The sequence below is a fragment of the Photorhabdus temperata genome, from assembly GCF_025384845.1.
In the GTDB taxonomy this organism is placed as follows: Bacteria; Pseudomonadota; Gammaproteobacteria; order Enterobacterales; family Enterobacteriaceae; genus Photorhabdus; species Photorhabdus temperata.
This window is the reverse complement of sequence record NZ_JAJAFX010000043.1, coordinates 1-14,640: the sequence shown is the minus strand read 5'-3', so window position 1 is coordinate 14,640 and position 14,640 is coordinate 1. Positions and strand designations below refer to the sequence as shown.

At 44.1% G+C, this 14,640-nt stretch carries 2 protein-coding genes; both read left to right on the top strand.

Annotation, left to right across the window (positions count from 1 at the left end; translation table 11 throughout):
• Nucleotides 1-11 precede the first annotated feature (11 nt).
• Nucleotides 12-6,566, top strand: a complete 6,555-nt coding sequence (locus LGZ99_RS16290) for a non-ribosomal peptide synthetase (protein ID WP_051769648.1) — start codon at nucleotides 12-14, stop codon at nucleotides 6,564-6,566.
• A gap of 113 nt (nucleotides 6,567-6,679) precedes the next feature.
• The coding region (locus tag LGZ99_RS16285; RefSeq protein ID WP_262979348.1) for a non-ribosomal peptide synthetase at nucleotides 6,680-14,640 on the top strand (7,961 nt) is incomplete at its 3' end.

Below are 14,640 nucleotides of genomic sequence, written 5' to 3'. Positions count from 1 at the left end.
AAGGTAAAAACATGTTAGATGAATATTTAAGTGCTCTTGATGAAAATGAAAAGGAGTTGTTTTATTCTTTAGTGAAAAATAAAGAGGAACAACAAGTCATTCACAAGAATGTTGAAGCAGAGATATTTCCATTATCATTTTCGCAAAATAGATTATGGATGATTAGTCAGCTTGAAGAAGGGGGAGGAGCTTATCATATACCCATTATATATAAAATAACTGGGAAATTAGATATTGATCTATTTGAAGAAGCCATAAATTTTATTTTCAAGCGGCATGATTCTCTGCGTTCTACGTTTGTTTTAAACGATGGGGTACCTAATGTGCATCTTTTATCTGTGGATACCCATGTGCCGCTGGTTGTTAGCGATTTGCGCAATTCAACCCTGCGAGATGAGGATATTTTAAGAATCATCGATAAGATCATTAATTTGGACTTTGATCTGAGTCTCGGCCCTTTAATTCGTCCTGAATTGCTCCATATCGATGAAAATGAATATGTATTTATTTTAGATCAACACCATATTATTACTGATGGTTGGTCTATCACCATTTTTCTCAAAGAAATGGAACACGTTTATAATAAGCTTATTAATAAGCAGTTAATTTCACTGGAACCTTTGCCATTGCAGTACTCAGACTATGCTGTTTGGCAGCGGGAGAGTATTACAGCAGAGAAGTTATCTACACAATTAGACTATTGGAAAGCACAGCTTGTTGATCTACCACCATTATTAACGTTGCCAACGGATAGACCAAGAACGAAACAAAAATCGCTGGAAGGAGAGATTGTTTCAATTGCAATTGACAGTGATACGACAAGAAAACTTGAACAAATTAGCCAACAGCAAGGCGTTACGCTTTTTATGATGTTGATATCTGTTTGGGGGATCGTCCTCAGCCGGCTTTCAGGACAAAACAGTATTGTCATTGGGATCCCTTCGGCTAACCGGGGAATGGCCGAAGTTGAGAAGATGATAGGTTTTTTTGTCAACACGTTACCTATACGGATTGATATTAACAATGATACTCAAATTACAGATTTATTCTTACAGGTAAAAGATAAAATTATTACAGCTCAGGATAATCAGGATGTGCCGTTTGAACGTATTGTTGAAGCGGTTAATCCACAGCGTAGTTCTGCCTATACGCCTGTTTTTCAAGTTATGTTTTCCTGGGAGTCACATGATGGAGAACCTGTTTCTTTTGCTGATGTTATTTTGGAACCGATACAGCCTGGTAACGTTAAATCCAAATTTGATTTGGAATTTGCGTTGCAGAAAAAAGGCGACACGCTTATTGGTGCAATCAATTACGCTACAGATTTATTTGATAAAGAGACCATAGAGCGCCATTTAGGCTATTACTTAATGGCGCTTGAATCCATAGCGAATAACGTATCGCAATGTATTAAAGATATAGATATCTTGCCTATTGCGGAGCGTGAGCTGCTTTTGAATCATTGGAACTCAACCCATAGTGACTTTCCGGCTGAGTGTTTGATTCATGAAACATTTGAGCGGCAGGTGATCGAGACTCCGGATGCGCCGGCACTGGTGTTTAACCAGCAGATAATCTGTTATGACGAACTGAATCGTAAAGCGAACCAATTGGCACATCGTCTTATCGATCTTGGCGTTGTACCTGATAGCCGGATCGTAATTTGTGTAAGCAGAACACCTAATATGGTCATTGGCTTATTAGCGATTTTAAAAGCTGGCGGCGCTTACGTTCCCCTTGATCCGACGTATCCGAAGGAACGATTAGGTTATATCCTTAAAAATACTGAACCCGTGCTGATCCTACACGATGAAATAGGAAAGCAGGCACTGGAAGATGTTTTAGCCGGATATCAATGTTTAGATCTGAGCAAAGAGTCATTTGATGATTGTTTAGAGATCAATCCACACATCCCTGGGATGAATTCGCGTCATCTTGCTTATGTTATTTATACCTCGGGTTCTACCGGTAACCCCAAAGGCGTTCAGAACGAACATCGTGGCGTCATAAACCGGCTGCATTGGATGCAGCAAACCTACTTATTGACACAAAATGATGTTGTATTACAAAAGACAACGTTTAGTTTTGACGTTTCGGTGTGGGAGTTTTTCTGGGGGTTGATGGTTGGGGCGAGTATGGTTCTGGCAACTGAACATCAGCAAAAAAATCTTTCTCAACTAACTGATGTTATCCGTCAAAACGGGGTAACGACGCTGCATTTTGTCCCTTCTGTATTAAATGCCTTCTTAAAACAGCCTAACTTGTCTGGTTGTGTAACGTTAAAACATCTGTTCTGTAGCGGAGAAGTATTACATCCCAGTACGGTTAAACAATGTCAGGCTTTGCTGCCCTGGACCAGGTTATATAACTTATATGGTCCAACTGAGGCTGCAATCGATGTGACCTACTGGCATTGTCCTGAAAATTTCAACGGCCAAACTATTCCGATCGGAAAACCGATTGCGAATACACGTATTTATTTGTTGGACGACCGTCAACAACCTGTACCGTTAGGTGGCGTGGGTGAACTGTATATTGGTGGGGTGGGGGTAGCCCGCGGTTATTTAAATCGCCCTGATTTGACAGAACAACGTTTTGTTGCTGACCCTTTTAGTAACCAACCCAACGCCAGAATGTACCGAACTGGCGATCTGGCTCGTTATAGCTATAACGGTAATTATGACGGTAATATTGAATATATTGGTCGTAATGATCACCAAGTAAAAATCCGTGGTTTTCGTATTGAGCTGGGTGAAATTGAAGCTCATCTTGAATCGCATCCTGCGGTGCAGGAATCGGTTGTGATTGTCTGTGAAGGCGCAGGAGGAGACAAACGTTTAGTTGCTTATCTGGTACTGGCTGCTGAATTGAGTGCCGATGATGCAGCGATAGTTTTACGCCAATATCTACTGTCTGGTCTGCCGGAGTACATGGTTCCTGTTGCTTTTGTGGCATTAGCTCACTTTCCATTAACACCAAACGGTAAGCTTGATCGTCGAGCATTGCCGGCACCGGATGCTTTGGCTTACCAACATCAGCGTTATGAAGCACCTGAGAATGAGATGGAAATGTTACTGGCCGAAATTTGGGGAGAACTGCTTGGAACGGATAAAATTGGCCGGCATGATAACTTTTTTGCTTTGGGCGGTCACTCTTTGCTGGTCATACAACTCATGAGCTTACTCAGAAAACACGCTTATACGGTGTCGGCTGGCGCTCTATTTTCTACGCCGAGATTGTTTGAACAGGCAGCGCTCATTAAGAAGAATGATGACGTCCCCGAGATCCCGACGAATCAAATTACCGGAAATATTGAACGCATTACACCAGAAATGCTGCCGCTGGCGGAAATAAATCAATCTGACATTGATCGACTGATCAGCCAGATTGCGGGAGGGCTCCAGAATGTTCAGGATATTTATGGGCTTTCGCCGTTGCAGGATGGAATTATGTTTCATCACTTGTTGGAAAATCAGGGCGATTCGTATCAAGTGATATTCCGTCTGGCATTTAACAATCGGGCGGGTTTGGATGCTTATATTGATGCACTGCAACAAGTCATCAATCGTCATGATATTTTGCGAACGGCTTTCTTTAGCGAAGGGCTATCCGGTGGCCCAGTACAAGTTGTATTAAAGAAGGCGTTATTGCCGGTCAACGAAATAACACTCTCAACAGATAAATCTAAACCGTTTATCGAACAGTTAGCTGCGCATCATACGCTGTCAGATCATCGTCTGACACTTTCCGATGCGCCATTACTGCGTTTATTCGTGGCACAGGAACCGGGCAGTGAACGCTGGCTGGCGCTGGAAGTTATGCACCATCTCATCGGCGACCATACCACTTTGGACGTTATGCATCATGAGATAGGGTATATTTTATCAGGTCGTGCAGAACAACTTCTCCCAGCGGTACCTTACCGTAATCTCATTGCTTATGCGCGTAGGGCTAACCAGCATAAAACCTATGAATCTTATTTTCGGCGTATGTTGGCGGATATAGATGAACCTACAGCCCCGTTTGGGCTTTATAACGTCATGCAGGCGAATAGTCCGGTTGATGAATATCATCTTGAACTTTCCGAAGAATTTAATACTGAGCTGCGTGGATTGGCACGTCGTTATGGCGTTAGCTTGGCAAGCCTGATTCATTTAGGCTGGGGAGTGGTATTGGCGAAAAGCAGCGGGCGAACCAACGTGGTGACCGGGACGGTAATGTTTGGGCGTTTAAGCGGTGAGAGTGGCGCTGAACAGGGAGTGGGGCTGTTTATCAATACGTTGCCGCTACGGTTGGACATTGACAATAGCAGTGTGGTGCAAGCGTTAGAACAAACCCACCAGCGTTTGTCGGAATTACTTAACTATGAACATACTCCTCTGGCCGCTGCCCAGCGATGCAGTGATGTAGCAGCTCCGGCGCCACTGTTTACGGCCTTGCTCAATTATCGCCATAACCGAGCAATCAACACCGAAGATACCGCGTCTGAAGGATGGAAAAATATTGAAATGCTGGAGGGTGGAGAGGAGAAGTGTAATTATCCTGTCGGGCTTTCCGTTGATGATGATGGTCAGAGTTTGGCATTGACTGCCCAAGTGATAGCCCCGCTTTCAGCTTCTCGTTTATGTGGTTATTTACAGCAATCTTTAGCACAGTTAGCGTGGGCGTTGAAGGAGCAGCCGGATAAGCCGGTTTGTCTGATCGATGTGTTACCGCCTGCGGAACAGACGTTATTGCTGGAGACGTGGAATCCGCCGGTGACCAATGATTATCGCAAATGTGGTATTCATTTCCTGTTTGAACAGCAAGCCGCTGCTGTGCCGGATGCTGTCGCTCTTGCTTTTAAAGATCGGGTCATCACTTATGAAGAACTGAATCGCCGGGCAAACAGGCTGGCACATCAACTCGTTGCCCGAGGCGTCAAGGCTGATAGCCGGATAGCGATTTGCGCTGACAGAAATCCGCAAATGGTGATGGGTTTATTAGCTATTTTGAAAGCAGGTGGAGCGTATGTTCCCCTTGATCCTGATTATCCACAGGATCGACTCAATTTTATCGTTAAGGATGCGGCTCCAGTACTGATACTGCACGATAAAGTCGGTAAAAGCGCGTTACAGTTGCTGGAACATGGATTGCCAATGCAGTCGCTTGATGATCATGCAGAAACCACCGAATTAGAACATAACCCTCAGATTGCTTCATTTTTGCCGCATCATCTGGCTTATGTTATTTACACTTCGGGCTCGACCGGACGGCCTAAAGGCGTCATGGTTGAACATTCGTCTATAGTGCCAAAGTTGCTGACGTTGAGTCACTCGTTGGGTATCAACCAGGCCAGCCATATCCTACAGTTTTGTCATTTTTCGTTTGATGTATCCGTTTCTGAGCTGTTTTGTCCGTTAATCAATGGCGCGACGCTTCACCTGATTGATAACGAGTCGCGTCAGGATGTGACACAATTTTGGGCGTTGTGTAAGCAACAGGGAATTACTCATGTGTCGTTGCCGTTTCAGTATTGGAATAGTCTTACGGAGATCGGGTTCCCTGAGCCTAACTCAAGCTTATTATCTATTTGTATTGGTGGTGAAAAGATTCCGGCTGATGCCATCAACAGGTGGATGGAGAGTCGTGCCGGCAGCATTAAATTGGTTAACTGTTATGGGCCGACTGAAACGACCATTACAGCAACATTATACTGCCCTGAGCGACACGATAAATATATCGACAGTATTGGCAAGCCCCTTGATGATACCCGTATCTATCTGTTAGACAAATATCAGCGACCAGTGCCATTGGGGGCGATCGGGGAAATCTATATTGGCGGAAACGGTGTCAGCCGGGGATATCTAAACCAGCCACAAATGACGGCTGAACATTTTATGGCAGATCCTTTCAGCTCTCAGCTGGGGGCCCGTATGTATAAGAGCGGTGATTTAGCCCGTTACTATCCGGATGGCAGCATAGAGTATATTGGGCGTAATGATCACCAGGTAAAAATACGTGGCTTCAGGATCGAGTTAGGTGAAATCGAACAACTGTTAACTTCACATCCCGTCGTTTATGAAACTGCCGTTATTGCCCGTCGTGATATTGATGATATTCCTCGACTTGTCGCTTATCTTACGCTTAAGCAAAGAGAAGAAATACCACAAGTTGCTGAAATATTGCGTAAGTATTTATCTGCGTCATTACCTGATTATATGGTTCCATCAGCGTTTGTCGTCCTGGCGCATTTACCATTGACACCAAATGGTAAATTAGACCGCCAAGCGTTGCCGATACCCACTGATGCTGATTATGAACAACAAGTTTACGAGGCGCCTCAAAACGAATTAGAAGAAATATTGGCTGAAATATGGAGTACTCTGCTTAATATAGAAAGAATTGGGCGTAATGATGATTTCTTTGTACTGGGTGGTCATTCCTTAAGCATGGTAAAACTGATATCTATTTTACAAAGTGAAATTGGATATAAAATTTCAATGAGTAATTTATTTAAATATTCCACGCTGAAAAGCATGTCTGAATATCTATATCGGTTGTCAATTGTTCATGGTGGTGAATAATTTTCAATTATTAATTCATCGCACTCTTTAATTTGAAAAATAAACTACCCATTGGATAAATGGATATTGTTTTACTATGTCAATTATATTCTATAAGTAAGGTGTTTAATATTATGCAGAATGACGGAATGAAGAAATTTAAACTTGGTACGCTATTGAAAAAAGTACAGCAAGATAACATTAAACTTTACGATGATAAAACCGATTTCAATATTGAACGTAATGAAATAAATATAATAAATAAAACAAATGTGGTCACTAATATTCCCTTGAGTTTTGTTCAAAAAAGATTGTGGTTACTTTATGAAATGGATAAGCATTCAGTCGCTTACCATGTACCTTCAATCTATAAATTTGGTGGTAATCTGAACGTTGATGTTTTTAGGAAATCACTTGACGAACTTATTAGAAGGCATGATTCGTTACGATCTTACTTTAAGGTAGAAAAAGGTGTTCCGTTTGTTAATCTGTTAAACAAGAATATCTGTTTTCCTCTGGCGTTTACAAACCTAAGCCATGAAGAAAACAGACAGGTATTAATAGAGGAGATTATTGAGAAGACGATATCTGAGCCATTTGATTTTACACAAGGGCCTTTAATCAGGGCTCACCTTATTAAAGAGTCTGATGAGAATTTTCTATTTATATTAAATCAGCACCATATCATTACCGACGGTTGGTCTATCGGTATCTTCTTCAACGAACTTAGTATTCTTTATCATGACCTTATTCACCATAAAGAGATTTCACTGGCTCCAGTAGAATTACAGTATACAGATTATACAATTTGGCAAAACCGTTATTTGACTGATGAACGATTGTCGGGCCAACTGGAATATTGGCAGTCTCAACTTGCTGATATTCCTCCATTATTAACTTTACCTACTCACTCAGCCCGGCCAGAGAAGCCTTCACAGCGGGGGGAGACACTTCCTTTTACTCTCGATAAGCATTTGAGCGAAGAATTATTGCAACTCGGTCAGCAACAGGGAATGACGTTGTTTATGATCATGATGGCTGCCTGGTCAATTGTTCTTCATCGTCTTTCTGGTTTGGATAGTATTGTTATTGGCACACCTTCAGCTAATCGGGGGATGAGTGAAGTTGAGAATATGATCGGCTTTTTTGTCAATTCTTTGCCAGTTCGTATTGATTTCAGTCAGGAAATGACGATAGGCACGCTTTTGCAGCAGGTGAAGACCCGCATTATTAGTGCGCAGGATAATCAAGATATTCCTTTCGATCGTATCGTAGAATTGATTAATCCTGAACGGAGCTTGTCTTTTTCACCATTATTTCAAGTACTGTTTTCCTGGCAAGAGTTTGACGAAGGCAAAATGACTTTTAATGATATTGATGTCGTCGCTTGTGAAGATTGCGCTGAAAGCATCAAGTTTGATATGGAACTGTTTTTATCTCATCAGACTGGTAGCATCAGTGGCGGCATCAATTATGCTGTTGATCTTTTTGATAAGGAGATAATTGCCAGACATCTTGGTTATTATTATGCGGTACTCAAGGCGCTTACACAGGATAGCCAGCAATATATCGAAAATATTAATCTTCTTTCCGATCAGGAACGCAATCTATTGTTAAACGAGTGGAATCATGTGGTGATCCATTCGAATGAACAGACTATTCATTCTCTATTTGAACAGCGTGTTGCTATTGAACCGGATGCAGCCGCTTTAGTATTTAATGACACAACGTTAACCTATGCGGAATTAAATGATAGAGCTAATAAACTGGCTTATATTCTGATTTCTCAGGGTATAAGGCCGGATGATCGGGTGGCGATTTGCGCTGACAGAAGTCCGGAAATGGTGATAGGTCTGTTGGCGGTTTTGAAAGCGGGAGGGGCTTATATTCCTTTGGAGCCGGCATCTCCCCAGGAACGGCTGGACTGTATTATCCAGGACGCGGCTCCGCGATTGGTGTTACATGATGATGCAGGCGCAAAAGCGCTGGCATTAACTTGTAGGCAAGAGCTGACCATGCTGGATCTGCGTCATTTTCCCGCAATACAAACGCCAACGAAAAACCCGGATATCAGCTTATTGACCCCACGCCATCTGGCCTATGTTATCTACACTTCCGGATCGACCGGGCAGCCTAAGGGCGTGATGGTTGAGCATGTCTCTGCGGCGCGAAAATTGCTGACACTGGGAAAAGCATTAGCCATTAATCACGCCAGCAAAGTGCTGCAATTCTGTAATTTCTCGTTTGATGTGTCTGTATCCGAATTCTTTGGTCCATTGATTGCTGGTGGCACACTTTACCTGATTGATAATCAGAATAGACGTGATTTGACACAATTCTGGCAGGAGTGTGAAAAATACGCCATTACCCATGTTTCACTGCCATTTCAATTTTGGAAAAAGCTGATTGAAACAGGATTTCCGCAAGAACACTCAAGTTTACAGTGTATCTGTATCGGTGGAGAGAAAGTTTCAGCCAGTGCGATCAAAGCCTGGCTGAATAGCCGTGCCAGCCGGATAAAACTAGTCAACTGCTATGGACCGACGGAAACAACAATCACAGCAACATTACACTTTCCCAAATCACAGGATAGACATATTGACTGTATTGGCAGGCCGCTTGCCGATACGCGTATTTATTTACTGGATAAACAGAGACGCCCAGTGCCTTTAGGGGTGACAGGAGAACTGTATATTGGCGGTAGTGGTGTTAGCCGAGGATATTTGAACCAGCCTGAGATGACAGCGGCAGGTTTTATGCCTGATCCTTTTAATCCGCAGCCAAGTGCCAGAATGTTTAAAAGTGGTGATTTGGCGCGTTACTGTCAGGACGGTAGTATTGAATACATTGGGCGTAACGATTATCAGGTAAAAGTGCGGGGTTTCCGGATCGAATTGGGGGAGATTGAACATCGGCTGGTTACCCATCCGGCCATTCGCGAAGCGGCAGTTGTTACGCTTGAAAATGATAATATCCCTCGTTTAATTGCCTATATTACGCTTAAATCTCCTGAGGAAAAGGAGCCGGTAGCGGGACGGGTGCGAAATTACCTGTCAGCGACACTACCTGATTATATGCTGCCGTCGGCGTTTGTGGTGCTGGATAATTTGCCTCTGACGTCAAATAGCAAACTGGATCGCCATGCACTGCCAGCGCCAGCGGATACGGATTATGAACATCAAACGTATGAAGAACCGATCAATGATACCGAATACATGCTGGCAACGATTTGGCGCCAGTTGCTGAAAATACAGAATATTGGCCGGCACGATAACTTTTTCACGCTGGGCGGACATTCCCTGTTGGTTGTGCAACTCATGAGCATGTTGAAACAGCGGCACTATACTATCAATGCAGGCGATCTCTTTTTAGCTCCGATCTTGTCCCAGCAGGCTGCATTACTCAGGAAAGCGCAGCAGATATCCCTCCCCCCAAATCAGATCGGGCCAGAAACCACGCATATCACACCGGAATTGCTGCCGTTAGTTCAAGTGACTCAAACTGATATCGACACGGTTGTTTCTCTGGTGGATAACGGAATTAACAATATTCAGGATATCTATTCACTCTCTCCATTACAGGATGGAATTCTATTTCATCATCTTTTAGCTAAACAGGGTGACCCCTATCAGGTCATCTTTAAAATGGAATTCAGTGATCGTCAGCGTCTGACTGCATATTTACAAGCAATTCAGCAGGTTGTCGAACGGCATGATATTTTACGTACCGGCTTTTTTTGGGAAAATCTAACGTGTGGGTCATTGCAGGTGGTACAAAGAACGGCGATTCTGTCGGTGACAGAAGTGACGCTTGATCCTGAAGGTACTGAACCTTACATTGACCAATTAGCTGAATATTATGATTTAAACCGGCATCGAATGGATTTATCCCGACCGCCGTTGTTACGTTTTTTTATTGCTCAAGATCCTAAAAGCCAATGTTGGTTTGCATTAGAAATTTTGCATCATTTAATTGGTGACCATACGACGCTGGCGATAATGCATAAGGAAATTAGCCTTATCTTGTCAGGAAAGACAGAAGCGCTGCCCCCCGTTATTCCTTTTCGCCATTTTATTGCTTATGTCAATCAAGCTAACGCAGAAAAAGCTTATGAGCCCTATTTTCAGCGTATGCTCGGTGATATTGATGAGCCAACAGCACCATTCAATATCTATGATGAAAAAGGCGATATGGGAAAAGTTAATGAAGATCGTATCGCCCTATCTGAAGAGGTGAACCAACAGTTACGCAATCAAGCACGTCAATTAGGTGTTAGTCTGGCCAGTTTATGTCATTTAGCCTGGGGAGTGGTATTAGCTAAATGCAGTGCACGGGAGGCCGTAGTCACGGGGACCGTTTTATTTGGTCGTCTGTTTGGTGAAGATGGGAATGGTCAGGGAATGGGACTGTTTATTAACACGCTTCCCTTGCGTTTGGATATTGATGATATGACAGTCATTGATGCAGTTTACCGAACTCATGAACAGTTATCTGAGTTACTTTCCTATGAACATACGCCGTTATTAGAAGCCCATCGTTGCAGTGGTGTCAGTGCATCAACACCACTATTCACGGCATTGTTGAACTATCGCAATAATCGAAGTGACAGCGAGTTGGACACTCAATCTTTACAGGGAATTGATATTATCGATGGTGAGGACAAAACTAATTACCCCATTATTCTTTCCATTGATGATGATGGCGATACACTGGCACTAACGGCACAAACGGTGAATTCTCTCAATGCACAGAGAATTTGTCGCTATATGCAGCAAGCGTTGACTCAGCTTGCCTTATGGTTAAACAGGGAACCTGCTCGAGCAGTAAACACACTGGATATTTTACCTCATGCAGAACGCCAGTTTCTGTTGGAAGCACAAAATGCGACCTGTTTTGATAATGATTACGATGGCTGCATACATTACTTATTTGAGCAACAGACTGTTAAAACACCACAGGCGATCGCGGTTGTCTATAACGATGAGCGGTTGACTTACGCTGAATTAAATCAACAAGCTAATCGACTGGCCCATTATTTAATTGCACAGGGTGTGAAGCCCGAAGAACGGATCGCAATTTGCGTTGATCGCGGTGTAACAATGGTGATTGGTCTATTGGCAATATTAAAAACCGGGGCAGGCTATATCCCTCTCGATCCGACTTATCCGCAAGAACGCTTACATTATATTCTTCATGATGTAGAACCGGTTTTGGTGCTGTACGATGCACTGGGCAAAGAGGTTTTGGGAGAAGCCATTGATGATGTGGCGACAGGTCTGGCGATCAACAGTCCGGCTATTGCAGACATGGCAGAGAGTAATCCGGTTTTGGCTGAGTTAACATCACAAAATCTGGCCTATGTGATTTACACGTCAGGATCAACCGGGCAGCCGAAGGGTGTCATGGTACACCATCAGGTCTTGAGTAATCTGGTGCAGTGGCAGCACCGACGCTATCAGAAAGTGAAATCCTCATCGCAATTTGCGGCTCAGGGATTTGATGTCTCTTTGCAGGAAGTCCTGACTGCACTTTCTTTTGGTTTGACGTTAGTCATGATCCCCTCTGAGATAAAACTAAATATCAAAAAGCTGTTTGATTATTTAAATAAACATGCTGTTGAACGTGTTTATTTACCGGCTGGTTTTCTCAGCACATTTATTGATGCGCAGATCTCAATCCCAAGCCTGAAAGAATTGATTGCTTCTGGCGAACAGCTAATCATTTCGCCGGAAATCAAATCATTTGTTTTGCAGCACCAATGTTATTTATACAACCAATATGGGCCGTCAGAAACGCATGTTGCTACAGACTATCGATTGGATGGGACTTTGACACATTGGCGTCATACACCGCCAATTGGCAAACCGATAGACAACACGCGGGTCTACCTGCTTGATGTACAGGGGCAGCCTGTGCCGCTGGGTGCAGTGGGTGAGTTATATCTCGGTGGAACGGGTGTCGCCCGTGGTTATCTGAACAGACCGGATCTGACCGCAGAACGTTTCCTGGATGACCCATTTTCAGCGATGCCGGGCGCCCGCATGTATCGGACAGGTGACCTTGCCCGTTATCTGCCTGATGGCAACCTGGTTTATGTCGGGCGCAATGATCAACAAGTGAAAATTCGCGGGTTCCGTATAGAGCCGGGAGAGATAGAAGCCTGTTTAATGGAATATCCTTCGGTTCGGGAGTCACTGGTTATCCTCCTCGGTGAAGGAGAAGAGAAACACCTGGTGGCCTATGTGGTCGCCGAGGCTGAGGAAGAACTTGCTCAACACTTGCGTTTGTATCTGTCAGCCCGATTACCCGAATATATGATACCGTCAGCGTTTGTCAGGCTGGATGCTTTCCCACTGACCCGAAACGGCAAGTTGGATCGCCGGGCGCTGCCGGTTCCTGAGCAGACTGCCTTGGCTCATAAGGTTTATGAAGCACCACAGGGAGAAATAGAGTGTACATTGGCCGCTATCTGGTGTGAGTTGCTGGGGGTAGAACAAATAAGCCGGCATGATAACTTCTTTGTGCTGGGAGGGCATTCATTACTTGCAGTCAGAATGTTGAATCGTGCCAATGCGCTGGGCGTGGAATTACCATTAGCCTCATTATTTTCAGCGCCTTCTTTGGCTATGTTTACTGAACTCTTTAGAAAACAACAGCAACCGACAGAGGAGATATTGCCACCGATTAAGCCGGTTAAGCGAGGCGGTGTATTACCACTCTCATTTGCTCAACAACGGTTATGGTTTCTGGCTCAACTTGAAGGAGGCAGCGAGGCTTATCATATTCCTCTGGCTTTACGTTTACAGGGAAATATTGATGTTGAAGCTGTACAGCGGGCTTTAGATACTTTGTTTGCCCGGCATGAAAGTTTGCGCACTGTATTCGTCAGTGTCGGGGGGGAGCCTCAGGTTCAGATTCTATCGCCGGATAGGGGTTTTCTTCTACACCTGCATGACTTGCGGGGTGTAAAGGATGCGGCAACTAAAATAACACATTTCATTGAAGAAGAAGCCCATGCGCCGTTTGACCTATGCCATGGTCCACTTATTCGGGGCCGGTTGATCCTTGAGCATCAGAATGAAAGTATTCTTTTACTGACTCAGCATCATATTGTGTCGGATGGCTGGTCGTATGGGATATTGCTGCGGGAATTTAGCGTACTTTACACCGCTTTCTTACAGGGGGAACCTGATCCACTGCCATTACTGGATATTCAGTATCCGGACTATGCAGTTTGGCAGCGTGAATGGCTCTCGGCTGAACGAGGAAAACAACTGTCAGACTACTGGCGCAGTGAGTTGTCAGAGGTTCCTGCATTATTGGATTTACCAACGGACAGGGAACGCGCTGTTGAACAGTCATTTACCGGGAATATGGTTCCGATCAATTTAGACAGGGAACTGACTCAAGCGTTAAAACACCTGAGTGTAGAGCATGAATGCACATTATTTATGACACTATTGGCGGCATGGGGAGCCGTTCTCTCTCGTTTGTCAGGGCAAGAGGCTTTGATTATTGGCACGCCGAGTGCGAATCGGTCCCGGCTGGAAACTGAGTCATTGATAGGTTTCTTTGTCAATATGTTGCCATTACGTATAGATTTAACAGGTTCCCCAAGTCTCTCTGAGTTACTGAATCGGGTGCGGTGTACTGTGCTGGCGGCACAGGATAATCAAATGCTGCCGTTTGAACAAATTGTCGAGGTGGTGCAACCCGTAAGAAGTCTGGCGCATACCCCGCTGTTTCAAGTTATGTTTGTTTTACAGAACAATGATAGTGCGGAACTGCATCTTCCTGGTATCGCTATTTCTCCGGTAGAGCAAGTGCATGATACTGCCAAATTCGATATTGAACTGGCTTTATCCGAGGAGGATGGTCAGATTGTTGGCGGTATGGGATATGCAACAGCATTGTTTGATCGCACAACAATAGAGCGGCATGCTGGGTATTTGCAGACAATGCTGAAAGCGATGGTAGCAGAGCACGATCAACGGGTAGATGAAGTGGATCTTCTGACATCAGAAGAGCGCAGGTTACAGCTGGAGACGTGGAATGCAACGGAGCACACCTATCCGGAACAGTTATGTATTCATCA

Excerpts from the sequence above, each read along its gene's own strand:
- LGZ99_RS16290 (WP_051769648.1), top strand. The coding sequence starts at position 12 with ATGTTAGATGAATATTTAAGTGCTCTTGATGAAAATGAAAAGGAGTTG.